Source organism: Bacillus sp. LNXM65, from assembly GCF_002998575.1.
Taxonomy (GTDB): domain Bacteria; phylum Bacillota; class Bacilli; order Bacillales; family Bacillaceae; genus Bacillus.
In genome coordinates this window covers 291632-313667 of sequence record NZ_PVRB01000006.1, presented here as the reverse complement: position 1 = coordinate 313667, position 22036 = coordinate 291632, and the positions used below count along the sequence as shown (strand labels likewise).

Genomic DNA, 22036 nt, shown 5'->3' with positions numbered 1-22036 from the left:
ATCAGGTTGATAGGTCTGAGGTGGAAGCGTGGTGACACGTGGAGCTGACAGATACTAATAGATCGAGGACTTAACCTATATTCTAATGTGAAGCATGAACATTGTTATCTAGTTTTGAGAGAACATTCTCTCCATCAGGTTTGGTGGCGATAGCGAAGAGGTCACACCCGTTCCCATACCGAACACGGAAGTTAAGCTCTTCAGCGCCGATGGTAGTTGGGGGTCTCCCCCTGTGAGAGTAGGACGCCGCCAAGCTTGTCATATTTATATCATCGCGGGGTGGAGCAGTTCGGTAGCTCGTCGGGCTCATAACCCGAAGGTCGCAGGTTCAAATCCTGCCCCCGCAACCAAAATGGTCCGGTAGTTCAGTTGGTTAGAATGCCTGCCTGTCACGCAGGAGGTCGCGGGTTCGAGTCCCGTCCGGACCGCCATTTTTATGACTTGTAAACGAAAACGTATAGTTTCGTTTTTTTTTATGTCTTTTTCTTTTCGTACGTATCCAAGATGCAATGAATTGGTTTGTGTTTGGCTACACGTTATGTGAAAAGAAAAAGATAGATCACTTCAACCCAGCCTGGTTTTTTCATACCAGGCTTTCTTTATATCATTTTTAATTGGAATTGAAACTCATATTGGCTTACACTAATACTAATTATGTCTGACATCGTGTCTACTCAATCAATTGATTGCATGAAGGGGCTGCTTTTTATGGATGAATTTGATCTTATTCGCCGAATTACACCAAAAGAAACACATCAGCGTTCTTTGGTTATGGGCATCGGTGATGATGCAAGTGTTTATCAACCTCATTCACATTGTGAAGAGGTCGTTTGTGTTGATACAATGGTGGAGTATGTTCATTTTCGCTTTGATTTTTCCACACCTTTTGATATTGGCTTTAAAGCACTAGCGGTCAATGTCAGTGATATCGCCGCAATGGGAGGAACCCCAAAGTATTATCTTGTATCGATTGCGATCCCCCCTCATGGTGATGAGACGATCGTCTCAGCTCTTTACGAGGGAATGAAAGCATTGGCTGACACCTATCATATGGATTTAATTGGTGGAGATACAGTCGCCACTCGCAGTGACTTTGTCATTACAGTGACGGTCATTGGCGAGGTTCCCAAGGGAACAGCTTGTTATCGTCACAGTGCTCAGACAGGAGACGTCGTCTTTGTCACAGGTGAGCTTGGTTCATCAGCTGCTGGCTTATCACTTTTAATGAACGAAGTAACCCCTACCAAGGCAGTCGACAAAGCCTTTTTTCTTGATCGTCATAAAAAGCCTCAGCCTCACATTGCTGCTGGACATATTTGCTCAAGCTTCCCACGGGTCACCTTGAATGATGTGAGTGATGGATTAGCGAGTGAGCTGAATGAGATAGCCGAAGCGAGTCATGTGACGATAGAGATAGAAGCAAACAAGCTCCCCGCACATCCAGATTTACCAGTGCTGCGTAAAGACTGGCTGGAATGGGTGTTATTTGGCGGGGAAGACTTTGTATTAACTGGTACGATTCCAGAGGCTGATTGGGAAAGCTTTGAAATGCAATGTAGAAAAGAAGACATTCAAGTCAAACGCATTGGACAAGTCAAAGGTGATCAAGCAGCAAGCGTTATATTAAAAGACAATGAACAGCAAACAATGTTAATGAAAAAAGGATATAATCATTTTAAGAAATGAGGTGACATAACTGTGAAATTAACATGGACGACAAAAGGTGCGGATGAGACGAAACGAATTGCCGCTGCTTTGGCCAAACTTGTGATGCCAGGCGATGTTTTGACATTAGAAGGGGATTTAGGTGCAGGCAAAACTACTTTTTCAAAAGGTTTTGCAGAAGGCTTAGGGATTACCCGTATCGTCAACAGCCCTACCTTTACGATTATTAAAGAATATACCGATGGCAGACTGCCACTTTATCATATGGACGTGTACCGCATGGAAGATGCGGAAGAAGATATTGGGCTCGAAGAATATTTTGAGGGCGAAGGTGTATGCTTGGTTGAGTGGGCACATCTCATTGGACCTCAATTGCCTTCCACCTATTTGAAAATAGAAATGCTGAGAACAGAACGTGAAGAAGAACGTCATCTCACGTTTAGTGCAAAAGGGGAACGCTATAAGACCCTTTGTAAGGAGATGAAAGAATTTGACCATACTGGCAATTGATACGTCTAACCATACACTAGGAATTGCCCTTGTAAAAGATTCCACAGTGATTGGTGAGAGCATCACGTATTTAAAAAAGAACCATTCCGTCCGAGCGATGCCGACTGTTGAGGCATTAATGAAAGAATGTGGTGTAGCGCCAAGTGAACTAAGTAAAATCGTTGTAGCGAAAGGACCTGGTTCCTACACTGGTGTCCGAATTGGTGTGACCATTGCAAAAACACTCGCGTGGACGCTGTCTATCCCGATATCGGCTGTTTCAAGTTTAGAAACACTTGCGGCAAATGGTCAATACTTTGATGGATGGATCTCGCCACTATTTGATGCGAGAAGAGGACAAGTTTATACTGGGCTATATACGTTTGAAGAAGGAAAAATCAAAGAGATCAAACCAGACCAAAATATCTTGCTCACGGATTGGCTTCATGAGCTGAAGCAGACAGGAAAGCCTGTCCTATTTCTTGGGCAGGATGTGCATCTTCATGAAGAGAGCATTCGCTCCATTTTAGGAGAAACTGCTGTGATAGCAGAGGGAGCTTTTCATAACCCAAGACCTTCAATGCTTGCGTTTTTAGGGACAGATCGTCCTGCTGAAGATGTTCATCAGCTTGTTCCTAACTATATTCGTTTGGCAGAAGCGGAAGTGAAATGGCTTGAAGGACAAAAATAATCTCAACATAACAGAGATTCGAAAAATGACGGTAGCGGACATTCCAGAGGTGTATACGATTGAAGTGCATTCGTTTACTGCACCTTGGAAAAAAGAATCATTTGTCTATGAGATTCTCCATAACCAGTACAGCCATTATTTCCTCATTGAAGAAGATAAACTGCCTGTTGGGTATTGCGGGGTCTGGATCGTCATGGACGATGCACAAATTACGAACATTGCGATTCTTCCTGAGCATAGAGGAAAAGGCTACGGGGAATCATTGCTGCGATATGTCATGGAATTTTGCAAAGAAAAAAAGACAGATCATCTTTCTTTAGAGGTGCGGGTTTCGAATACACCTGCACAATCCCTTTATGAAAAGCTTGGTTTCAGACCAGCTTCTATTCGAAAGAATTATTATACGGATAATGGGGAAGATGCTTTGGTCATGTGGGTGAATATAAATGAGTGAACAAACAGATCGATTCATATTAGGTATAGAGACAAGCTGTGATGAAACAGCTGCATCCATTGTAAAAAATGGGAAAGAAATTGTGGCGAATGTTGTGGCCTCGCAAATAGAAAGTCATAAACGATTTGGCGGTGTTGTACCAGAAATCGCTTCAAGACATCACGTGGAACAAGTTACCATCGTATTGGAAGAAGTGATGACACAGGCCAATATGAGCTTTCAGGATTTAGATGCCATTGCTGTCACAGAAGGACCGGGCTTAGTCGGTGCCCTTCTGATCGGTGTCAACGCAGCCAAGGCACTAAGCTTTGCTCATCAGATTCCTCTTGTTGGTGTACATCATATTGCTGGGCATATTTATGCAAACCAGCTTGTAGATGAATTACAGTTTCCATGTTTGGCTCTTGTTGTCTCTGGTGGACATACTGAACTTGTGCTAATGAAGGAGCATGGATCTTTTGAGGTCATCGGAGAAACATTAGATGATGCGGCTGGAGAAGCCTACGATAAAGTGGCTCGGACGATGGGTCTCCCGTATCCAGGTGGACCTCATATTGATCGGTTAGCACATGAAGGAGAGCCAACGATTAAACTTCCTCGTGCATGGCTTGAAGAAGGTTCCTATCACTTTAGCTTTAGTGGATTAAAATCAGCTGTAATTAACACATTACACAATGCATCTCAAAAGGGAGAAACAATTGCTCCAGAGAATTTGGCAGCAAGTTTTCAAGCAAGCGTCATTGAGGTGCTTGTTGGGAAAACATTAAAAGCGGCTGAGGCCTATGGCGTAAAGCAGGTTGTCCTAGCTGGTGGAGTCGCTGCCAATAAAGGACTGAGAGAAGCTTTGACGACAGCATTCACAAAGCTACCTGACGTGAAGGTCATTATTCCGCCATTATCTCTTTGCACAGACAATGCAGCCATGATTGCTGCTGCTGGAACTATTGCGTTTGAAAAGGGAATAAGAGGCGATATGGCGATGAATGGCCAGCCGGGCTTACCGCTTGTCTCATATGAATGAAAACTCCTGTGGATACACAGGTTTTTTTCATTTTCAATGAAAGCGATTTATTCACATGTAAACGTTATATATCCACAATTATTTGAAAATTTTGTTTTAAAATGAAGAGAATGTGTATAAAAAAGAAATTTTGTGTGGATATGTGATTAAAAACCTGTGAATAAAGTGGATAAGTCCAAAATTTTTAAGAATAACAAAGAAGTTTTTGTGGATATTAATGTGGATAATAAATTTTCACTGAAAGAGAAAAGAGCACCCATTTGGGCACTCTTTAAGATTCGGATAGCTCTTCCCACTCCGCGAAAAGTGATTCAAGCTCTTGATTAAGTGTATCATTTTCTGTTTGAATGTCTTGGACCTTCTCATGATTTTGGAAAATAGCAGGATCACATAGAAGCTCTTCATTTTCACCAAGTTTCTCTTCAATGACAGCAATCCGCTTTTCAATTTCCTCGATTCTGCGGTGCTTTTGTCTTTCTTTCTTTTTCAGTTCTTTTTCTTCTGCATAAGAAAGCTTTGCTGTTTCTACTGGCTTTGCTGCTTGTTTTTTAAGCGGTTCATTTTCTTGAAGCGCCTCAAGCTCTAATTGTTCATTTTTCTTTTCAAGGTAGTAGTCATAGTCCCCAAGGTATTCTTTTGTTTCCGCTCGCGACAGCTCGAATACTTTCGTTGCTAGTCGATTAATAAAATAACGGTCATGCGAGACAAATAAGATGGTTCCTGGATAATCGATCAGCGCATTCTCTAAAATTTCCTTACTATCTAAGTCCAAATGGTTCGTAGGCTCATCAAGTATCAGGAAATTGGCTTTTTGGAGCATCAGCTTTGCCAGGGCAAGCCGGGCTTTTTCTCCACCGCTTAATGCATGAACGGGCTTTAAGACGTCATCACCAGAAAAAAGGAAATTCCCTAAACATGTCCGAATTTCTTTTTCATTCATATGAGGATAGTCATCCCAAAGCTCATTGAGCACTTTTTTGGATGATGTCAGTTTGGCTTGTTCTTGGTCATAGTAGCCGATCGTGACATGAGATCCAAAGGTGATGTCGCCTTTTACAGGCGTTAATGTGTTCGTTAACGTTTTTAAAAGGGTTGATTTCCCGATCCCGTTAGGACCAATGAGTGCCACGCTATCCTCACGTTTGATCTGAAAAGAAAGGGAGGATAGGAGTGGTGTTTTTTCATCATAACGAATGTCGAGATCATGTACCTTCAGCACATCATTGCCGCTTTGTCTCGTAATATCAAAATGAAAGTTTGCGGATTTTTCATCACCTAATGGCTTATCTAAACGATCCATCCGTTCCAGCTGCTTGCGTCTGCTCTGAGCGCGCTTTGTGGTTGAGGCTCTTGCCAGGTTGCGATCTACGAAGTCTTGTAGCTTTGAGATTTCTTCTTGCTGCTTTTCGTAGAGCTTCATATCACGCTCTAGCTGCTCAGCTTTCAGTTCAAGATACTTACTATAGTTGCCTGCGAACTTTTTCATGGCAGTTCTTGAGACTTCATACACATGGTTCACCACTTTGTCTAAGAAGTAGCGGTCATGGGACACGATCAGAATGGCGCCTGTATAATTTTGCAAATATTGCTCCAGCCATGATAAGGTATCAATATCTAAATGGTTGGTCGGCTCGTCCAGAATTAAGAGTTCTGGTTTCATTAATAAGAGCTTTCCAAGCGCTAGACGGGTTTTCTGGCCGCCGCTTAAGGATTGAACGGTTGTCTCATCTTCAAAGTGACTAAAGCCCAGCCCATGAAGAATGGAGCGGACATCTGCTTCGTATTGATAGCCGCCTTGATCTTTAAATTCCTGCTGCAGTCTGTCATAGGTTTTCATGAGGGAATCCAGCTCAGAACCTGTGGAGGAAGCCATTTTCTCCTCAATGATTCTCATCTCTTGTTCCATCCCTTTTAAATGATCAAAAACCGATAATAATTCGTCTTTTAACGTACGTGTAGATGTCACATCGGTATGCTGTGCTAAATAGCCGATCGATAGGTCTTTCGGTTTGATGATCTCACCTTGCTCGTAAGACAATTGACCGGCAATGATTTTCAAAAGCGTGGATTTGCCTGCGCCGTTACGACCTACAATGGCAATCCGATCCCTTGCTTTGACTTCTAATTTTATATTCGTTAAAACGGTATCAGCACCAAACGATTTGGACAGCTGATTCACTTGTAGAATCATCATGTAACTTCACCTCTGCTATAATATGTTAAGTGTAGCTTATCAGCAGTAAACCGGCAAATGTTACATACAATCGCCATATTCAAATGAAAGACAGATAGGAAAAAATAGTGTATCATTTGAGTGAGGGAGCGTTGAAAGATGAGTCAATTTAGCCACTTTAACGAACAGGGAAGAGCAAAGATGGTCGACATTAGTGACAAATCGTCTACAGTGAGAACCGCCGTTGCTGCTTCAAGCGTTCGTATGATAAAAGAAGTGTTTCATAAAATACAACAACGTGAAATTGGAAAAGGGGATGTGCTGTCTGTTGCACAGGTTGCTGGCATCATGGCAGCAAAGCAAACATCTACCATCATTCCAATGTGTCATCCGCTTGCACTAAAAGGCGTGGATATCTCCTTTGATTGGGAGGAAGACGGAAATGCGCACATTCTGAACATACAAGTACAGGTGAAAACAAAAGGAAGTACGGGTGTGGAGATGGAAGCGCTCACTTCTGCTTCAGTATGTGCACTGACCGTTTACGACATGTGCAAAGCGATTGATAAAGGCATGATCATCGGTCCTACCTATTTAATTGAAAAGACAGGCGGGAAAAACGGTGATTTTCACAGAGCATCTGATATTTAAGTTGGAGGACCTTATATGAATATAGATCAGTCAAAAATTCCACAAGCGACAGCCAAACGTTTGCCGCTATATTACCGTTTTTTAAAAAATCTGCATGCATCAGGAAAACAAAGGGTGTCATCGGCAGAGCTTAGTGATGCAGTCAAAGTGGATTCTGCCACCATTCGCCGAGATTTTTCGTACTTTGGTGCACTTGGGAAGAAAGGGTATGGCTATAATGTCGATTACCTCTTGACCTTCTTCAGAAAGACACTTGACCAAGATGAAATGACCAATGTCATGCTCATCGGTGTCGGGAATTTAGGGACTGCTTTTTTACACTATAATTTCATCAAAAATAATAATACAAAAATTTCAATGGCTTTTGACGTCAATGAGAGTAAAATAGGAAGTGAGATAGGCGGCGTGCCTGTCTATGATTTGGATAAGCTTGAAGAGCATGTTCAAGAGGTAGGAGATATTCCTGTTGCCATTTTGACAGTACCTGCCGTAGCAGCTCAATCCATTACAGATCGTTTGATTGCCCTTGGCATCAAAGGAATCCTTAACTTTACGCCGGCTCGATTGAATGTGCCGGAACACATTCGAATTCATCATATAGATTTGGCGGTTGAACTTCAGTCTCTTGTGTATTTCTTAAAGCATTACTCTGTTACACAGGAGGATTGACGAAAAGGGGTAAAGGGGGTGGAGCAAATGGGTCCGATCGGTCCTGGAAGTTTGGTTCTGATTGCGATTGTTGCGCTCATTATTTTTGGGCCGAAAAAGCTTCCTGAATTAGGAAGAGCAGCAGGAGATACATTACGTGAATTCAAAAATGCCACAAAAGGTTTAGCTGATGATCAGGAAGAAAAAAAGAAAAAAGAAGATCAGTAGAATAGGATGAGCTTCATGAATGTCAAAGATATGCCGCTTATGGAGCATATTGTGGAACTGCGAAAACGTTTAGTGATCATTGCGATGTTTTTTGTCGCCTTTATGGTGGCTGGTTTTTTTCTTGCTAAGCCGGTCATTGTGTATTTACAAAATACCGATGAAGCGGCCACACTGACACTGAATGCATTTAAGCTCACAGATCCGCTGTACGTGTTTATGCAGTTCGCATTTGTCATTGCTTTGGTTTTGACGTGTCCCGTGATTTTATATCAGCTTTGGGCGTTTGTCAGCCCCGGCTTATATGAAAAAGAGAGAAAGGTGACACTTGCTTATATTCCGATTGCACTGCTTTTATTTTTGAGCGGTGTGGCTTTCTCTTATTTTATTTTGTTTCCGTTTGTCGTTGATTTTATGATGCGAATGTCGAATGATTTAAATGTAGAGCAAGTCATTGGGATTCATGAGTATTTTACATTTCTGATGCAGTTAACACTTCCATTTGGCTTTTTGTTTCAGATGCCCGTTGTGTTGATGTTTCTCACAAGACTTGGCATCATCACACCGATGTTTTTATCAAAAATACGGAAGTATGCCTATTTTGTCCTCCTTGTCATTGCCGCACTCATTACACCGCCAGAGCTTGTTTCTCACCTCATGGTCACCTTGCCGATGCTCGTTTTGTATGAAGTGAGTATTGTCATTTCAAGAGTGACCTATCGCAAAATGCAGCAAACAGAGACAGAGGAGAAAAAAAATTATGATGTCTCATAAAAAAGCATCGTGATCCGAATAAGGGTCACGATGCTTTTTCTATTGTAAAAGGAATTGATTGATCGCTTGAAATAGATGCTGATAATAGGCAGGCTCATGCGGTACAAAATCTTGTATACAGACTACTCTGCTTTCTTCACATCGTTCTCCGGATTCATCAACTTCAAAGCCATCAAGCTGCATGTTTTTACATTTTCTTGTGAAAAGCTGCTGTGCATCCATTAGCTTTGCTCTGTAAAGTCCAGCGACTTCTTCTTTTTGTAATTGAATGTTCATCTGCTCTTCTTGATGGACGTAAAGATAGACATGGCAAAATTCACGATCAGTAAAATCGGGTAGATGAATTTCATCCTGTATAACACCTGCAAAGGCTAGATCTTCAAAGGGACAGTAAGACCAAGCTCTTCTTCTACCTCTCTCACACCGTCAGAAGGCTGTTCATTTGCTAGAAGGTGACCTGCCGCGGTGATATCAAAAAGAGAAGGGAAATCCTTTTTTGCGGGGCTTCTTAGCTGAAAATAGAGATACACGGTGTCAAGTTCCTTTTTGAGAAGCCAGAAATGAAAGGTTTCATGCCAAAGGCCTTGCGCGTGGACATCTGAACGGGGTGCAACTCCAATCGCTTCATGCTGCTCATTTAAGATGTTCAGTTTTTCTTGTTCCATGAAAACTTGTCCTCCATAAAAAAACCATTTTCCAGAGATTAGAAAATGGTTTTTGATTTATTTTTGCTGCTGTTTTTTGAGTTTGACAGAGAAGGCAAACATTTTAAACGCGATATTGATATTATAGGCTGCAAACACCATCAGCAAAATGCTGTAAAATGACCACATGTCACCTGGATTTTGAATGGCCATATAGGTGAAAGCAACACCTACGGCAAAATAAATGACGCCCCATACGACAGGGTTTCTCATGAGAAAAAGCCTCCAATAATCATTTGCATTGTTTGAGATTGTTCTTCAATCATTTTTCTTACTGGCTCAATCTGCACAAGAATGACGAGCGAGTTCATCAGCATATGTGCACCGATTGGAACGATGATACGTTTTGTTTTCGCATATAAAAAGGCAAAGGTAAAGCCCATCGCAGTATAAAGTAAGATATGAGCAAAATCATTGTGTACAGCTGCGAATACCACTGAACTGACAAGCGCTCCAATAAAGAAGTTCGTTTTTTCATAAATCACACCAAAAATGATTTTTCGGAAAATGATTTCCTCTAATATCGGTCCAATCAGGGCGATGACAATCACAAGCCATGGAACTGCATCCATAATGGATAAGATGGCTTGAGTATTTTCGGATTCACGGCCAATGCCAAATGCATATTGTTCAATCGCTCCTGCAATCGATTGTGCAAAGAGGGAAAGAAAGAAACCGCCAATGATCCAGGCGATAGCTAAACCGACTGAAACCGGTGCTTCATTTCGAAGTGAAGCTTTTGGTACAGTCCGAAGAATGAGCAGAATAATGATTAATCCGATACAGAAGCTGATGATTGTCCATGTTCCTGACAATTTAGAGAGCTCTGCTTGTGTCATCGGTGTTTGAATGAATCCTAACCATTTCATAATGATCACATAAGGAATTGCAGAAACCTGTACCAATATATACGTTAAGATGATGTACCAATATTGTTTTTTCAAGTAACGAAAACCCCTTTACTAAAAGAACTAGATTTATTGTAACACAAGTCTTCTTTTTCGATGAAAAGGAAAGAATCTGAGTTGAAAAAAGATCATGAAAGCGTAAAAATTTTTAAAGGTTTTTACTTGAAATTACAGAAGACATTCTTTATTATAATAAATGTGTTAGCACTCACTGGTGATGAGTGCTAAAAAAGACTACATATAAAAATTGAGGAGGTTGTTTCTTATGTTAAAGCCATTAGGCGATCGCGTAATCATTGAACTCGTTGAATCTGAGGAAAAAACCGCTAGCGGTATTGTGTTACCGGATTCTGCAAAAGAAAAACCGCAAGAAGGTAAAATTGTTGCAGCAGGTTCAGGCCGTGTACTTGAAAGTGGTGAGCGCGTTGCGTTAGAAGTAAACACAGGCGACCGCATTATCTTCTCAAAATATGCAGGCACTGAAGTGAAATATGAAGGCAAAGAATATTTAATCCTTCGTGAGAGCGACATTTTAGCTGTTATTGGTTAATCACATAAAAAAACATTGAGATATATTTTTAAAAAGACTGAGGAGGTTTCGTTATTATGGCAAAAGATATTAAGTTCAGTGAAGAAGCACGTCGCGCGATGTTACGTGGTGTAGATGCACTTGCAGATGCTGTAAAAGTAACTTTAGGACCTAAAGGACGTAACGTGGTTCTTGAGAAAAAATTCGGTTCTCCACTTATCACAAATGATGGTGTAACGATTGCAAAAGAAATCGAATTAGAAGATGCATTTGAAAACATGGGTGCAAAACTTGTGGCTGAAGTTGCAAGCAAAACAAATGACGTAGCTGGTGACGGTACAACTACTGCAACAGTTTTAGCTCAAGCAATGATCCGTGAAGGTCTTAAAAACGTAACAGCTGGTGCAAACCCTGTTGGCGTTCGTAAAGGGATCGAAGAAGCAGTGAAAGTAGCACTTGAAGGCTTGCACGAGATTTCTAAACCAATCGAAGGCAAAGAATCAATTGCTCAAGTTGCGTCTATTTCTGCAGCAGATGAAGAAGTAGGCAGCCTAATCGCTGAAGCAATGGAGCGTGTAGGTAACGACGGCGTTATCACAATCGAAGAATCTAAAGGGTTCACAACTGAGCTTGAAGTGGTTGAAGGAATGCAGTTTGACCGCGGATATGCTTCACCATACATGGTGACTGATTCTGATAAGATGGAAGCGGTTCTTGAAAATCCTTACATCTTAATCACTGATAAAAAGATCACGAACATTCAAGAAATCCTTCCTGTACTTGAGCAAGTTGTACAACAAGGAAAACCATTATTGATCATTGCTGAAGATGTAGAAGGCGAAGCACTTGCAACTCTTGTTGTGAACAAACTTCGTGGTACATTCAACGCAGTGGCAGTCAAAGCACCTGGATTCGGTGACCGTCGTAAAGCAATGCTTGAAGACATCTCTGTTCTAACTGGCGGAGAGTTAATCACAGAAGACCTAGGACTTGACCTGAAATCAACTGAAATCGGTCAGCTTGGCCGCGCGTCTAAAGTTGTTGTGACAAAAGAAAACACAACCATCGTAGAAGGCTCAGGAGATTCTGCTCAAATCGCAGCACGCGTCAACCAAATCCGTGCGCAAGTAGAAGAAACAACTTCTGAATTCGATAAAGAAAAATTACAAGAACGTCTTGCAAAACTAGCTGGCGGCGTCGCTGTCATCAAAGTTGGGGCTGCAACTGAAACAGAATTAAAAGAGCGCAAACTACGCATCGAGGATGCACTGAACTCAACTCGTGCAGCAGTTGAAGAAGGTATCGTATCCGGTGGTGGTACAGCACTTGTGAATGTATACAAAAAAGTTGCTTCAATCGAAGCAGATGGTGACGTTCAAACAGGTGTCAACATCGTTCTACGTTCTCTTGAAGAGCCAATCCGTCAAATCGCTCACAACGCAGGTCTTGAAGGATCAGTCATCGTTGAGCGCTTGAAAAACGAAGAAATTGGCGTAGGCTTCAACGCAGCAACAAACGAATGGGTAAACATGATCGAAAAAGGAATCGTTGACCCAACAAAAGTAACTCGCTCTGCACTTCAAAACGCAGCTTCTGTTGCAGCAATGCTTCTAACAACTGAAGCAGTCGTTGCTGACAAACCAGAAGAAGGCGGCTCAGGCGGCGGAATGCCGGATATGGGCGGTATGGGTGGTATGGGCGGCATGATGTAATCAGGGTTTCAAAACCTTGTTATATCAACGTCTGAAATAATAATATGCTTTTCTTGTCGTCGTATTTGTCCTTGTGTTATTAAAAACAAGGCAACCTGTGACAAATAAGTTAACTATAGAAGAAGGCCTTTCATCAGTTTGCAAAACTGTTGGGAGGCCTTTTCTTCCATATTAACAGTCATATGAACATAGATATTCCTTGTAGTATGACTAACCTTTATGTCCACTACGCTATTGTTTTTCATTAATGACGATTCGATCTCAAGCAGTATGGTATGACCAACCTTGTTGATTAAATGGAACCTCGGAACGGGCCCGACTTTATGCTGCAATTGCAAGGACTATAATAGAGAAAGGTTACTCTCGAAGTTTTTACCACTGGTTAGTTGCTATCAATGTTTAAAGAACCTATAGTAATAGGAGCTTTTAAATCTGAGGAAGATATTTTTAGGTATATTAAAGGAATTGATCTTCTAGTGCTGATGATGTTGGCTCAGAGGCAATCGATGGGAATGGCAAAATATAGTGACTGTAAAGAGAGTGAAGGAGAGTTTTCAATTTGTAGAAAGTTTAAAGCTTAGCAAGAAAAGAGTAAACCCTAAAGGTCTACTCTTTAATGTTTAATCATCTTATGATTAGCAATCTTCTGCTTTGCTATGATGAAGAGGTGGTGGAATTAACCATCCTTTTTCTTTGTTAAGTCTAAGGACTTTTGCTCCAAGTGCTGTCTTTTGAACATGAAACTGTCCAAACATCATAGCTATGTCTTCTCGAATGGATTGCCCCATAATTGTGCTACACGATACTAAGCCTGCCGCAATGTTCGCCGAAAGACCAGCGGCTATTTCTGGATCTTGAAAACGTGCCCCTACTGGAATATCGTCTATACAAGCTTTAGGTCGTTCAGGAGGTGTTGGAGGTAAGCCAATTCCATTCTCTTTTAATAAAGTTTCAATTTCTTTGATTTCTTGTTGCCCACCCTGAATAGCTTCTTCAATTAATTTTTGTAAGTCTTCGTCACCTGCATGGTTTAAGTGGGTTTGATAACCAGCAACTAAACCTTTAGCTACCATCAAGTAAGACCATGTTCCAAACACTTCACCATAGTGCATAGGTTCATCCGTTGGATTTCCACTTAAAATTCCCATTGTCATCCTCCCTAATTGTAAAATATTCATTAAGCGACCTTCCTTTCTTGACGATTGGTCACCTTTTTATAGTTCCTAAATTAAACCATTATATTCATCATTTTAATGATGGTTGTTAAAGGTAAAAATTCTAATTTTAATCTATGTGGACTCTTACGAATAATGGCTAATAAAACTGGAGAGATTATGTTATAAAAAGAGGCGGCTGCATAAAGGGAAATTATCTTCTAGCAACGAATATATATGATAATAATTTGAAATCTCTTCAATATCTTTTTTCTGTTACTTTCAACTCGGTAAGCACAAAACATGCTCAAAGACGCTCAGAATGGCATGTAGTGGCATATTATGAGGCTCTCTTCTTCTTTTTCCCATTGCCTAACCACCTTCGTTCGCGATGATCAAAGATCGTTATTTTCTGTAACGATTACCACTATTAAAGAAACGAGCGAAATAAAGAAAATGAAAAAAACACTTTCTCAATGAAGGTGTTTTTTTATTGTGTTTACAACAAAAATAAACTATACTGTTGTTATGTTTTATGTTGTAAATGCAACAAAAGGAGTCGTGATAAATGAGAGAGATTTTGCGAGAGATTGGCGTCATCGCTCGGGCGCTTGATTCTATAAGTAATATTGAATTTAAAGAGTACGATTTAACGAAGGGGCAGTATTTGTATCTTGTGCGTATCTGTGAAGAGCCTGGCATCATTCAGGAAAAGCTGGCGGAAATGATCAAGGTGGATCGAACAACGGCTGCTCGTGCTATCAAAAAATTAGAACTGCATGGTTTTATTGAGAAGAAAGATGATCGAGTGAATAAAAAAATCAAAAAGCTGTTTCCCACTGATAAAGGGGAAGCGGTATATCCAATGATCAAACGAGAAAATGATTATTCGAATCAAGTAGCGCTGGATGGATTTTCTGAAGAGGAAGCAGAACAGATATATGAGTATCTTCTAAGGGTGAGAAAAAATATCGAAAAAGATTGGGATTATGTGAAAAAAGGAAATAAGAGACGCTACTAAATGATAAGGAGTGATGACTTCAATGACCGTCACTTTTATTCCATGTAATGAACAGCATATAGAAGAGCTGCAAAAAGTCGGTATCGACACATTTATAGAAACCTTTCAGAATCAAAACAAAGCGGAACATATCGATGCTTACGTAAAGACAGCCTTTCATCCGAAACAGCTGTTAAAAGAATTACATCATCCATCTTCACAGTTCTATTTTGTTCAAGTGAATGGCGAAGTTGCTGGTTATTTGAAGGTCAATATGGATGATGCGCAGTCAGAAGAGATGGGAAGTGAAGCGTTAGAGATTGAAAGAATTTATATTAAGCAGTCCTTTCAAAAACAAGGATTAGGCCGATATTTAATCAATCAAGCCTTTGAGATCGCGAAGAAATATCATAAACGTGATGTTTGGCTTGGGGTGTGGGAGCACAACAAAGCGGCCATCGCATTTTATCAAAAGCTAGGGTTTGTTCAAACAGGAGTGCATGCATTCCTTATGGGGGACGAAGAGCAAATGGATCTCATTATGACCAAAACACTGAGCTGATCTAAAAGGGGGAAGAGAACATGCATGTTCCATCATTTTTTCAAATGAAAGATATGGAGAAAATCAAATCATTTATTCAATCAAATTCATTTGCAACAGTTGTGACCACAACGGATGAAAAACCCATTGCGACACATATTCCAGTGAGTTTTCATCAAGTTGAAGATTCGTATGTGATTACAGGGCATATGGCGATTGGAAATCCACAGTGGAAAAGGTTTGAAGAAAATGAGAAGGTGCTCGTCATCTTTCAAGGACCGCATGCCTATATATCCTCTTCATGGTATGAAAAAGAAGCCGTACCGACATGGAATTATCAGGCTGTCCATGTATATGGAAAGGCTGTGCTGTTAGAAAAAGGGGAACTGGTAAAAGAATTAACCACGATGCTGGAAACATACGAAAGCCACAGAGAACAGCCTGTTTTATGGGATACATTGTCTGATGAACTGTTAGAGAAACAAATGAAAGGGATTGTGGGCTTTAAAATCATCATTGATGAAGTTCAGGCTGCTTTTAAACTAAGCCAAAATCGCCATGAAAGGGATTATGCTCACATCATTGAAAAGTTGGAAGCAGAGGGTGACCTGGAAATGGCTGAGGCGATGAAGAGAGAGTAAAGGATGTATGAGAAAAGCACTCTTATGATCAAGAGTGCTTTTTTTTGTTTTGAGAGAAATGAGATATCTTGGCTTATAATGTCACATTTTCTTTAAAATTACATAAAAAAATCCACTATTTCCATAAAAAATCAGATCAATTCCTTATAATAAAGGTATCTGAGAATGGGGAGTGAGTCGAGATGGACCAAAACTTGCTGCAAATGAATCAAGTGAGATCAGAGGATGAATTAGCGGTTGTTAATATATCTTCTACAGAAATTGGGGCGCTGTCAAAGGAAGCGGCTGAGCGGATTTTACAAACGAAGGATACGGATGATATTCATTTACTGATGTATGTCCCGATTGAAAAGAAAGCAGATTTGATTTGGTTGATTGAAAGTGTTGGACAGGCGTTAGAAGATGAGGATGACGATAACGTTGCACTTGAATTGGCTGATTTGCTCTATTTCTTTGTCATTCCATTTTATAAGGAGTATATTTTGAGGGAACATCATTTGTATGAGTGTATAGATGATTTGTTGGTACGAATAGCATCAAGGACTCACTCAGATATTCACACACTAGTCGATGCGATGAGAGACGATTTGACTGAATAAACATGAAAAAAGGCTTGTAGAGAAGTCCTCTACAAGCTTTTTTCATCGTAAAAAACCATAAATTATTGGGCTCTTTCCCAGGTGATCTTTGTTTCATTTGTTTTTTTCTTTCCTTTTGCCAGTACTTTGCCGTTTTCTTGTTTTACGGTGATGTTTAGGTCGTAAAAGGAATAGAGGGCGCCAAGGCTGTCATTTTCTGGTTTGTGCAGGTTGTTTTCTTTTTCAGTTGATGCCCCAATGGCCAGCGTCTTGGCAAAGTTTAAACCGATGACTTCAGCGTAATCACTATTGGTATCAGGTGAAGCGGTTACGTTTAAAGAAATGACTTTTTTCTTTTGATCAACGGTGATGGCTGTGTCTTTCACGAGCTTAGACTGCTCCATGACTTCTTTCGTTTCATTTTGAATGCGGTCATTAATCGTTGGAAGTGCCTTAGATTCTGTTTTTTGTTCTTTCGTCGTATTCGAGCAAGCTGCTAGTATGAAGAGGCTTGCAACTAGGCTCATGAAAACAAGTAGACTTTTTCTCACGTTCGTTCTCCTTTTTTCTGCGAAGTATGTATGCTTATGTTACCACGAATCCTTGTTTTGATAAAAAGAGAAGTGTTGATAAGCTGTGAACAATAAAAAGCACCCAAAATAGGGCGCTTTTTTCTTATTGTGCTGATAGGCTTGTACTTAATGGAACAGAAGAAATGACGGTGAATTTAGGAGCCGCAGCACCAGACTCTAAATTTTTACGTAAAAGCGATGATTTGATTGTTCCATCCCATTTTTTATAGACACTTCCTGAAGTATTCGCACGAAGCTGTACATTCGAGAAACTTGCTTGTGAGTAGCTGTTTGTTCCATTATCTTGGACGCCGTGAACCATTTTGACGACATCGAGGTTTTTCAGACGACTAGGGTTGAAAACAGGCTGCTTATAGCGCAATTTCCCATTGACGTATAGTGACACTGTGCCATCACCATTGTTGATGAGCTTTAAGTTGACACGTGCACCATCCGTAATGCTCTTATCGTACTCACTGTTCCAGTATTGACTGCCGCCTTGTGAGCCGCTGCCAAGAAAGACCTTATAGCCAGAAGACGTTTTTGAAATACCGCTCTCTACAACGGCAGAGCCGAGACCGAGGTACCAGTCCGCATAGCCATTTTTAATAGTGGCTGTTTTCGGCAGCACAATATCAGCAGAGATACCTGACCATTTGGCTTCATCCGTTTGTGTCACAATCGCACCGTGACGGGGACCAGCTGCTGAGGCAGGGATACTTGATAGCATCAAAACGAAGGCCAAACTTACACTCAAAACGATGAACCACTTTTTCATAAAAATTCCTCCTTAAATTGGATTCACTTTTATTATATAAAATGAAAGAGAGGGGCTACTTACATTGTTCTGGCCGATTTTGGTATTTTTTGTGAACAAAATCGGTCATAAAGTGGTCAACTTGTATTCGAATTGTAATGTGACTGTAAAATAACTGGGGGCATCTTCATGTATAATAAGTGCAGAAACCAAATACGGAGGATTTTTTAATGAATAAAAAGCTTATCGCGACAATCGTAACAGTAGCTAGTTTATTTTTGGCGTTTAGTTTCTCACATGGAGCAAGTGCAAAAAAAGTAAGCGGCAATATTACTTGGTATAATGGTGTCGGTAAAAAGGGCGCAGATGGAAAAAAACTCGGTCATTGGGATGCAGCAACTAAAATGGGATTTGACGTACCGAAAAAAGGTACAAAACTTAGAGTGACAACAAAAGCGAAACCACATAAAGTGATTACAGTATATAAATATGATGTAGGCAGAATGCCAAACGCTGTATTAGACGTCAGTCCAAAAGCATTCAAAGCACTAGGGTATAAAACAAGTAAAGGTGTCGTAAAAGGGCATTACACTTATTAATACATAGGCATGCAGAGAAGCGGGAAAAGTTCATTTTCTGGCTTCTTTTCTTGTAGAGAGGGTCTGAAAGGCAATGAAAAAATCAACATGGTGGATCATCACGGTCATCGGAGTCGCAGTGATTGCGGCAGTCATTTTCTTCATGATGAAGCCGGGGCAAGAGGCAAAGCATGCAGGAAAAGTGAAAACAAATCAAGATGCAAAAGACGAATTACTCGTTTCATTTACAGATCAACAGTTAAACAATACGTATTACCTGCATGACCGGGCGCTTCATACGGAGAAACTGACAGCATATCCTTCGATTGCTTATGATTCTACGAAACAGCTTTTATATTACACGTATACGGATGAAGACACGCAAAAAGTGAGTATTCGAGAATTGAATGTGAAAACAGATGAAGAAAAAACGCTGTTTACGAGTGATGATTCCATCGACAGTATGAGGCTGTCTGGGGACGGGAAGCAGTTATATCTCAGGTATAATAAGGATTCTGGGGAACAATTTTATGTCGCTATGTTTGATGTAAACACACACAAAGTGAAGGTATTGTATCCAGAAAAAAGCAAGGATGATACGGTGAGTTCTTTTGCTTATGATCCGATGTCAAACCTTCTGGCAATCCAGCATTATTCCTTAAAAGAAGATTACAAGAAAACCGATGAAGCGAATGAACAGGGAAGAGACCCTGAACCCACGACCATGAAGATCACCCTTCAAACAGGTGCGAAGGGGAAGCGTATTACACGTATCTCGCAAACGATCAATGATATTTCATTTTCACCAGATCATAAGACATTGATTTATACAGAAGTGAAGGTGCGAAACGAAAAAGAAGTATCCTCTATTAAAATGCTTGATGTAGAAACAGGAAAACAGGCGACACTCGTTAAGAACAGTGAGGATGTGCATATTTTAAGTGCCGCACAGCCGCAATTTTCTACGGACGGATCTTCTGTTTATTTCTTAGGTGTTGCTAAAAACGCAAAGGAATTAAAGGATGACACCGGACGAAAAGCAAAGGTAAGAACGATATTTGAATACAATATCAAGAAGAAAACAGTGGAAGCCGCTTGGGAGAAGGATGGCGGAATTGTTAACAATTTCACTGTCAATCGATAAAGGGTACGTTCAGTTATTTGATATAACTGGACGTTTTTTTATTTTGCCGCTTGAAATGATGGTGAAATTGAGGAATTCATGGAAGGGAAAGCAATTTTTAAGCAGGAAACGTGTGGTATTTTCGTATTTTGCTTATGTGACAGAGGAAAAGAAAGAGAGTAATATGAGTGTACATAAAAAACGAGAGGACAGATGACTTCTCGTTTTCACTGATTTATTTGGTGTTATTGTCTAATAAATTTTGAAAGATAAACAGGGCATTAATGGAGTGAGGGAATCCAGCAACTTTTGTACAGTGCTTAATAATCTCCATGATCTCTATGACAGAAAGTCCGATATGTAATGCTTGTTCAAAATGAGTCTTTAATTCTTCATCACAATCGCCTTTTGTAATGAGGGCAGATAATGTACTGATGGCCTTTTGTTTTTCATCTAAAATGAAGTGGTTGAATTCTTTTTGTTCACCGAGTTCAATTGTTAGCTGTTCAATATTTGACCAAATGCTCTCGTTTTCCTGAATTGAAAGCTTTTCTATGTTACCTGCCGCTGTTTCTTGTGTGACCTGGCAAGTCTCTTTTTCTTCATTCAAATTGAACTCCTCCGTTTTTTATCGCAATTTTCCATTTGTTCGTTCATTGTGGCTTATGTGCCTTTTGATAGATGCAATGGGTATATAGTAGTATTATCGGTTTGCTGCGTCAACATTTTAAGTGTTGAATGCTCAAAGAAACCATTCATGCGATTTATTATTCCATTTTGAAAGGGCTAATGAATGGATGTCCGTTAGCCCTTTGGTGTATCAGAAGTTTTATACAAGTTTCTACGCATTTACGGGAAGAGTGGTTTCATTTTTATTAAATGATATCCATCGGCCTCATCATGTCATAATCTTCATGCTCTAAAATATGACAATGCCACACATATCGGCCGCTGTATGGAACAAATCGAGCAACGATCCGAATGACTTCACCAGCATGCGCCTGAATGGTGTCCTTGTAGCCTTGTTCATGTAAAGGAGGCGCTTCGTTTGGTCCTGTATACACGATTTCTCCTGTCGATTGATAGACTTCTGTATCAAATGGTCTTCTGTCTAAAACCCTAAATTGAACAAGGTGCAAATGAATAGGGTGTGTGCCCCTGGTTGGATTGACGATGGACCAAACCTCTAGACTGCCAAGACGAGGATTTTCGGTGACAGGGTCATTCCAAAATTGATTATCCAACAATAGGATAGGGCGGCCGTATTTATCCTGCGTGCCGCTAAGTGTGAGTGTACGCTCTCTATCAGCTTGACTTGGCCGAAGCGTTGGCAGCGGTTTGAAAATCGGACGTAATGTTTTAGGTACTCTCCCTTTTAGCGGACGTGTGACTTTGAATTGCATAATGTTCGCATCTGTTTCAGGATTCACATCCTGTCCGCAGCCGGCTGTATTTTTGAGAGTGATCGTTTTGTTTTCGTAAGCTGAAAAGTCGATGATGACATCGAAACGTTCAGCAGGTGCGATGCTAAAGGATTGATGGCGAACAGGCCTTGGCAAAAAGCCCCCATCGGAACCAATTTGCAAGATTGTGGCGTCGTTATCTAGATGCAGCTCGTAAGTTCTAGTATTGGACGCATTTAAGATACGAAAGCGGTATTTTCGCGGCTCTACTTCTAAATAAGGCCATACTTTTCCATTGACTAAAATCGTTTCTCCACAAAAAAAGGGCACGATGGATGGGTCTGGTAGGTCACTGTCTTCTGGCGTGTCGTTTGGTCTGCTAGGATAAAACAGTGAGCCATCCTCCTGAAACGTACGGTCCATGATCATTAAAGGAATGTCATAGTCATCTTTCGGCAGCTCTAAGGACTTTTCAAACGCATCAGAGATCAAATAAAACCCAGCTAAGCCGGCGTACACATTTAATCGTGTCAATGCCATCGCATGATCGTGATACCACAATGTGCAGGCTTGCTGATGATTTGGGTATACGTATACCTCTCGTTCAAAGAAGGGGCCGGTTGCTTCAAAGTCTCGTGAAAACCAAGCCTCTGGATAGCCGTCACTGCTTGCTGGTGTGACGCCGCCATGTAAATGAACGACGGTTTTGACTTCTGGTTCGTCATGATGGCCTTCGTGAATGGTGTGATCGACCGGCAGAAAATGCTTAAGTGGCAATTTGTTCATCCATTTCACTTTGACCTTTTCATTTCGATTCGCTTGAATGGTTGGACCAGGCAAGCTGCCATTATAGGTCCATAGCTTGGTTGGGGGCAGGTCTCTATGAACTTTTAGGAATACCTCCTCCATAGCAATTTCATAATACGTTTGTCTTGGGTTCTTTTTGACGGGCTTCGCGACTTCTGGAATTGGAAGCTCGTCAACAAATTTTTCTAGGTTCATGTCGTCTAATCCTCACTTATAATCCAATTTGATACAGTATAAG

At 40.7% G+C, this 22036-nt stretch carries 28 protein-coding genes, 2 tRNA genes and 1 rRNA gene; 21 read left to right on the top strand and 10 right to left on the bottom strand.

Going from position 1 to position 22036, the window contains the following annotated elements:
• Positions 1 to 139 precede the first annotated feature (139 nt).
• The 8 genes from rrf (at position 140) to tsaD (ending at position 4320) form a co-directional block, all read left to right on the top strand.
• A 5S ribosomal RNA gene (gene rrf / locus C6Y03_RS13985) occupies positions 140 to 255 on the top strand.
• 18 nt (positions 256 to 273) lie between these two features.
• Positions 274 to 350: transfer RNA gene (locus tag C6Y03_RS13980), tRNA-Met, on the top strand.
• 4 nt (positions 351 to 354) lie between these two features.
• Positions 355 to 431: transfer RNA gene (locus tag C6Y03_RS13975), tRNA-Asp, on the top strand.
• A 277-nt stretch (positions 432 to 708) separates the two neighbouring features.
• Complete coding sequence (gene thiL / locus C6Y03_RS13970) at positions 709 to 1686, top strand: thiamine-phosphate kinase (RefSeq protein ID WP_106039501.1); 978 nt, start codon at positions 709 to 711, stop codon at positions 1684 to 1686.
• 12 nt (positions 1687 to 1698) lie between these two features.
• The gene (gene tsaE, locus C6Y03_RS13965; RefSeq protein ID WP_106031432.1) at positions 1699 to 2175 is read left to right on the top strand and encodes a tRNA (adenosine(37)-N6)-threonylcarbamoyltransferase complex ATPase subunit type 1 TsaE; all 477 of its coding nucleotides are present in this window, start codon (positions 1699 to 1701) and stop codon (positions 2173 to 2175) included.
• Complete coding sequence (gene tsaB / locus C6Y03_RS13960; protein ID WP_034664907.1) at positions 2156 to 2845, top strand: tRNA (adenosine(37)-N6)-threonylcarbamoyltransferase complex dimerization subunit type 1 TsaB; 690 nt, start codon at positions 2156 to 2158, stop codon at positions 2843 to 2845. The genes tsaE and tsaB overlap by 20 nt, the downstream gene beginning before the upstream one ends.
• Before the next feature lie 25 nt (positions 2846 to 2870).
• The gene (gene rimI / locus C6Y03_RS13955) at positions 2871 to 3299 is read left to right on the top strand and encodes a ribosomal protein S18-alanine N-acetyltransferase (protein ID WP_106039505.1); all 429 of its coding nucleotides are present in this window, start codon (positions 2871 to 2873) and stop codon (positions 3297 to 3299) included.
• Positions 3292 to 4320, top strand: coding sequence for a tRNA (adenosine(37)-N6)-threonylcarbamoyltransferase complex transferase subunit TsaD (gene tsaD / locus C6Y03_RS13950; protein WP_034664904.1), 1029 nt, complete (start codon positions 3292 to 3294; stop codon positions 4318 to 4320). The genes rimI and tsaD overlap by 8 nt, the downstream gene beginning before the upstream one ends.
• Before the next feature lie 271 nt (positions 4321 to 4591).
• Here the strand turns inward: tsaD and C6Y03_RS13945 are convergent, their stop codons facing one another.
• Positions 4592 to 6514, bottom strand: coding sequence for an ABC transporter ATP-binding protein (locus C6Y03_RS13945; protein ID WP_106039500.1), 1923 nt, complete (start codon positions 6512 to 6514; stop codon positions 4592 to 4594).
• Positions 6515 to 6652: 138 nt separating this feature from the next.
• Here C6Y03_RS13945 and moaC point away from each other — a divergent pair, with 138 nt between their 5' ends.
• Genes moaC through tatC form a run of 4 tightly spaced genes read left to right on the top strand, consistent with a single transcriptional unit; the run spans position 6653 to position 8791 of the window.
• On the top strand, positions 6653 to 7144 hold the full coding sequence (gene moaC, locus C6Y03_RS13940) for a cyclic pyranopterin monophosphate synthase MoaC (RefSeq protein ID WP_034664898.1): 492 nt from the start codon (positions 6653 to 6655) through the stop codon (positions 7142 to 7144).
• Between the two features lie 15 nt (positions 7145 to 7159).
• Positions 7160 to 7813 carry a redox-sensing transcriptional repressor Rex gene (locus C6Y03_RS13935; RefSeq protein ID WP_008355687.1) on the top strand — a complete coding sequence of 218 codons (654 nt, stop codon included), beginning with the start codon at positions 7160 to 7162 and terminating at the stop codon, positions 7811 to 7813.
• Between the two features lie 27 nt (positions 7814 to 7840).
• The gene (locus C6Y03_RS13930) at positions 7841 to 8020 is read left to right on the top strand and encodes a twin-arginine translocase TatA/TatE family subunit (RefSeq protein WP_003214302.1); all 180 of its coding nucleotides are present in this window, start codon (positions 7841 to 7843) and stop codon (positions 8018 to 8020) included.
• Positions 8021 to 8026: 6 nt separating this feature from the next.
• A complete protein-coding gene (gene tatC, locus C6Y03_RS13925; protein WP_034666769.1) occupies positions 8027 to 8791 on the top strand; it encodes a twin-arginine translocase subunit TatC in 765 nt (254 codons plus the stop codon).
• 39 nt (positions 8792 to 8830) lie between these two features.
• Here the strand turns inward: tatC and C6Y03_RS19385 are convergent, their stop codons facing one another.
• From C6Y03_RS19385 to C6Y03_RS13910, 4 genes are all read right to left on the bottom strand, one after another.
• The gene (locus C6Y03_RS19385) at positions 8831 to 9067 is read right to left on the bottom strand and encodes a hypothetical protein (RefSeq protein ID WP_223260764.1); all 237 of its coding nucleotides are present in this window, start codon (positions 9065 to 9067) and stop codon (positions 8831 to 8833) included.
• A gap of 95 nt (positions 9068 to 9162) precedes the next feature.
• Positions 9163 to 9456: an NUDIX hydrolase gene (locus C6Y03_RS19380; protein ID WP_223260763.1), complete on the bottom strand. Its 294-nt coding sequence runs from the start codon at positions 9454 to 9456 to the stop codon at positions 9163 to 9165.
• A 57-nt stretch (positions 9457 to 9513) separates the two neighbouring features.
• Positions 9514 to 9708, bottom strand: coding sequence for a YdiK family protein (locus C6Y03_RS13915; protein WP_034664886.1), 195 nt, complete (start codon positions 9706 to 9708; stop codon positions 9514 to 9516).
• Positions 9705 to 10439: a CPBP family intramembrane glutamic endopeptidase gene (locus C6Y03_RS13910; RefSeq protein WP_095286060.1), complete on the bottom strand. Its 735-nt coding sequence runs from the start codon at positions 10437 to 10439 to the stop codon at positions 9705 to 9707. The genes C6Y03_RS13915 and C6Y03_RS13910 overlap by 4 nt, the downstream gene beginning before the upstream one ends.
• 229 nt (positions 10440 to 10668) lie before the next feature.
• Between C6Y03_RS13910 and groES the strand changes: the two genes are divergently transcribed.
• Together groES and groL are read left to right on the top strand one after the other, a co-directional pair.
• Positions 10669 to 10953 carry a co-chaperone GroES gene (groES, locus tag C6Y03_RS13905; protein WP_003214120.1) on the top strand — a complete coding sequence of 95 codons (285 nt, stop codon included), beginning with the start codon at positions 10669 to 10671 and terminating at the stop codon, positions 10951 to 10953.
• A gap of 56 nt (positions 10954 to 11009) precedes the next feature.
• Entirely contained in the window at positions 11010 to 12644 is a 1635-nt protein-coding gene (groL, locus tag C6Y03_RS13900; RefSeq protein WP_034320371.1) for a chaperonin GroEL, read from the top strand.
• 635 nt (positions 12645 to 13279) lie between these two features.
• Here groL and C6Y03_RS13885 read toward each other — a convergent pair.
• The gene (locus tag C6Y03_RS13885; protein ID WP_034664874.1) at positions 13280 to 13792 is read right to left on the bottom strand and encodes a DUF3231 family protein; all 513 of its coding nucleotides are present in this window, start codon (positions 13790 to 13792) and stop codon (positions 13280 to 13282) included.
• A gap of 574 nt (positions 13793 to 14366) precedes the next feature.
• On the opposite strand from C6Y03_RS13885, the gene C6Y03_RS13880 reads away from it, so the two are divergent.
• From C6Y03_RS13880 to C6Y03_RS13865, 4 genes are all read left to right on the top strand, one after another.
• Entirely contained in the window at positions 14367 to 14819 is a 453-nt protein-coding gene (locus tag C6Y03_RS13880; RefSeq protein WP_034664870.1) for a MarR family winged helix-turn-helix transcriptional regulator, read from the top strand.
• 22 nt (positions 14820 to 14841) lie between these two features.
• Complete coding sequence (paiA, locus tag C6Y03_RS13875; RefSeq protein WP_106031426.1) at positions 14842 to 15360, top strand: spermidine/spermine N(1)-acetyltransferase; 519 nt, start codon at positions 14842 to 14844, stop codon at positions 15358 to 15360.
• 20 nt (positions 15361 to 15380) lie between these two features.
• Positions 15381 to 15980 (top strand): FMN-binding negative transcriptional regulator, encoded by a 600-nt coding sequence (locus C6Y03_RS13870; RefSeq protein WP_106031425.1) that lies wholly within the window; start codon positions 15381 to 15383, stop codon positions 15978 to 15980.
• Between the two features lie 182 nt (positions 15981 to 16162).
• On the top strand, positions 16163 to 16579 hold the full coding sequence (locus tag C6Y03_RS13865; RefSeq protein ID WP_066031252.1) for a hypothetical protein: 417 nt from the start codon (positions 16163 to 16165) through the stop codon (positions 16577 to 16579).
• A gap of 62 nt (positions 16580 to 16641) precedes the next feature.
• Here the strand turns inward: C6Y03_RS13865 and C6Y03_RS13860 are convergent, their stop codons facing one another.
• Positions 16642 to 17109 (bottom strand): hypothetical protein, encoded by a 468-nt coding sequence (locus tag C6Y03_RS13860; protein ID WP_106031424.1) that lies wholly within the window; start codon positions 17107 to 17109, stop codon positions 16642 to 16644.
• 124 nt (positions 17110 to 17233) lie between these two features.
• A complete protein-coding gene (locus tag C6Y03_RS13855) occupies positions 17234 to 17908 on the bottom strand; it encodes a hypothetical protein (RefSeq protein WP_034664848.1) in 675 nt (224 codons plus the stop codon).
• A gap of 209 nt (positions 17909 to 18117) precedes the next feature.
• Between C6Y03_RS13855 and C6Y03_RS13850 the strand changes: the two genes are divergently transcribed.
• The 3 genes from C6Y03_RS13850 to C6Y03_RS13840 all read left to right on the top strand — a co-directional run bounded on the left by C6Y03_RS13850 (position 18118) and on the right by C6Y03_RS13840 (position 19805).
• Positions 18118 to 18486 carry an RlpA-like double-psi beta-barrel domain-containing protein gene (locus tag C6Y03_RS13850; RefSeq protein ID WP_003213878.1) on the top strand — a complete coding sequence of 123 codons (369 nt, stop codon included), beginning with the start codon at positions 18118 to 18120 and terminating at the stop codon, positions 18484 to 18486.
• 73 nt (positions 18487 to 18559) lie between these two features.
• A complete protein-coding gene (locus C6Y03_RS13845) occupies positions 18560 to 19609 on the top strand; it encodes a WD40 repeat domain-containing protein (RefSeq protein ID WP_106039499.1) in 1050 nt (349 codons plus the stop codon).
• Positions 19581 to 19805 carry a hypothetical protein gene (locus C6Y03_RS13840; RefSeq protein WP_034664841.1) on the top strand — a complete coding sequence of 75 codons (225 nt, stop codon included), beginning with the start codon at positions 19581 to 19583 and terminating at the stop codon, positions 19803 to 19805. Before C6Y03_RS13845 ends, C6Y03_RS13840 begins: the two co-directional genes overlap by 29 nt.
• An 18-nt stretch (positions 19806 to 19823) precedes the next feature.
• Here the strand turns inward: C6Y03_RS13840 and C6Y03_RS13835 are convergent, their stop codons facing one another.
• The gene (locus C6Y03_RS13835) at positions 19824 to 20198 is read right to left on the bottom strand and encodes a carboxymuconolactone decarboxylase family protein (protein WP_034664837.1); all 375 of its coding nucleotides are present in this window, start codon (positions 20196 to 20198) and stop codon (positions 19824 to 19826) included.
• Positions 20199 to 20463: 265 nt separating this feature from the next.
• Positions 20464 to 21993: a multicopper oxidase family protein gene (locus C6Y03_RS13830; RefSeq protein WP_106031422.1), complete on the bottom strand. Its 1530-nt coding sequence runs from the start codon at positions 21991 to 21993 to the stop codon at positions 20464 to 20466.
• Between the last annotated feature and the right edge of the window lie 43 nt (positions 21994 to 22036).

Coding starts and splice junctions, on each gene's coding strand:
- thiL (WP_106039501.1), top strand. CDS start 709: ATGGATGAATTTGATCTTATTCGCCGAATTACACCAAAAGAAACACAT.
- rimI (WP_106039505.1), top strand. CDS start 2,871: ATGACGGTAGCGGACATTCCAGAGGTGTATACGATTGAAGTGCATTCG.
- tsaD (WP_034664904.1), top strand. CDS start 3,292: ATGAGTGAACAAACAGATCGATTCATATTAGGTATAGAGACAAGCTGT.
- C6Y03_RS13945 (WP_106039500.1), bottom strand. CDS start 6,514: ATGATGATTCTACAAGTGAATCAGCTGTCCAAATCGTTTGGTGCTGAT.
- moaC (WP_034664898.1), top strand. CDS start 6,653: ATGAGTCAATTTAGCCACTTTAACGAACAGGGAAGAGCAAAGATGGTC.
- C6Y03_RS13935 (WP_008355687.1), top strand. CDS start 7,160: ATGAATATAGATCAGTCAAAAATTCCACAAGCGACAGCCAAACGTTTG.
- C6Y03_RS13930 (WP_003214302.1), top strand. CDS start 7,841: ATGGGTCCGATCGGTCCTGGAAGTTTGGTTCTGATTGCGATTGTTGCG.
- tatC (WP_034666769.1), top strand. CDS start 8,027: ATGAGCTTCATGAATGTCAAAGATATGCCGCTTATGGAGCATATTGTG.
- C6Y03_RS19385 (WP_223260764.1), bottom strand. CDS start 9,067: ATGAACATTCAATTACAAAAAGAAGAAGTCGCTGGACTTTACAGAGCA.
- C6Y03_RS19380 (WP_223260763.1), bottom strand. CDS start 9,456: ATGGAACAAGAAAAACTGAACATCTTAAATGAGCAGCATGAAGCGATT.
- C6Y03_RS13915 (WP_034664886.1), bottom strand. CDS start 9,708: ATGAGAAACCCTGTCGTATGGGGCGTCATTTATTTTGCCGTAGGTGTT.
- groES (WP_003214120.1), top strand. CDS start 10,669: ATGTTAAAGCCATTAGGCGATCGCGTAATCATTGAACTCGTTGAATCT.
- groL (WP_034320371.1), top strand. CDS start 11,010: ATGGCAAAAGATATTAAGTTCAGTGAAGAAGCACGTCGCGCGATGTTA.
- C6Y03_RS13885 (WP_034664874.1), bottom strand. CDS start 13,792: ATGGGAATTTTAAGTGGAAATCCAACGGATGAACCTATGCACTATGGT.
- C6Y03_RS13880 (WP_034664870.1), top strand. CDS start 14,367: ATGAGAGAGATTTTGCGAGAGATTGGCGTCATCGCTCGGGCGCTTGAT.
- paiA (WP_106031426.1), top strand. CDS start 14,842: ATGACCGTCACTTTTATTCCATGTAATGAACAGCATATAGAAGAGCTG.
- C6Y03_RS13870 (WP_106031425.1), top strand. CDS start 15,381: ATGCATGTTCCATCATTTTTTCAAATGAAAGATATGGAGAAAATCAAA.
- C6Y03_RS13865 (WP_066031252.1), top strand. CDS start 16,163: ATGGACCAAAACTTGCTGCAAATGAATCAAGTGAGATCAGAGGATGAA.
- C6Y03_RS13855 (WP_034664848.1), bottom strand. CDS start 17,908: ATGAAAAAGTGGTTCATCGTTTTGAGTGTAAGTTTGGCCTTCGTTTTG.
- C6Y03_RS13850 (WP_003213878.1), top strand. CDS start 18,118: ATGAATAAAAAGCTTATCGCGACAATCGTAACAGTAGCTAGTTTATTT.
- C6Y03_RS13845 (WP_106039499.1), top strand. CDS start 18,560: ATGAAAAAATCAACATGGTGGATCATCACGGTCATCGGAGTCGCAGTG.
- C6Y03_RS13830 (WP_106031422.1), bottom strand. CDS start 21,993: ATGAACCTAGAAAAATTTGTTGACGAGCTTCCAATTCCAGAAGTCGCG.